This is a genomic window from Siccibacter turicensis LMG 23730 (assembly GCF_000463155.2).
GTDB lineage: Bacteria > Pseudomonadota > Gammaproteobacteria > Enterobacterales > Enterobacteriaceae > Siccibacter > Siccibacter turicensis.
Genome location: NZ_AWFZ01000055.1, coordinates 1 through 440, shown reverse-complemented (window position 1 = coordinate 440; position 440 = coordinate 1). Strand labels below are relative to the sequence as shown.

The window sequence follows — 440 nt, the reverse complement described above, 5'->3', positions numbered from 1 at the left end:
CTCAGCAACTGCTTTTCCAGCTCTGTCATTTTCCGCTACTCCTGTTTCAGGCGGATCCATGTCGTCCCGTCGTAGGGGATGGCTTCGGTTTGCATCCCGGGCGGCAGGATAAGAAACCTCCGGCCGTCGCGGCTCTCCTGATAGCGCACTCCCCACGTCCGGGCAGTCATTTTCGCCAGGGTATCTTCCTGCTGACGAAGATGCGTGTAATTGTCGGTTATCTGCTGCCCCTGCCACCACAGTATGCTCCCGCTCGTGCCGATCAGCAGCGCTGACACCATCAGGATGGTGAACCATGTCCGCCCGGCAGTCCGCAGTACGCTCCGCCGGTTTTTCTCCATCGCCTCGCTCATACTCTGCTCGTGTGCGAGGATGGCGTCGCTGATTCTCCTCGCGCTTGCGCTCAGTTCCGCTCTGACAGACTGCTCGTGCTCGCTGAA

Annotated in this window: 1 protein-coding gene; it reads right to left on the bottom strand. The window is 59.8% G+C overall.

Annotated elements, in window-relative coordinates; genetic code table 11:
* Positions 1–35 precede the first annotated feature (35 nt).
* Positions 36–440 (bottom strand): MbeB family mobilization protein (locus DW58_RS17935; RefSeq protein WP_029590200.1); only part of this gene is annotated, 405 nt, incomplete at its 5' end.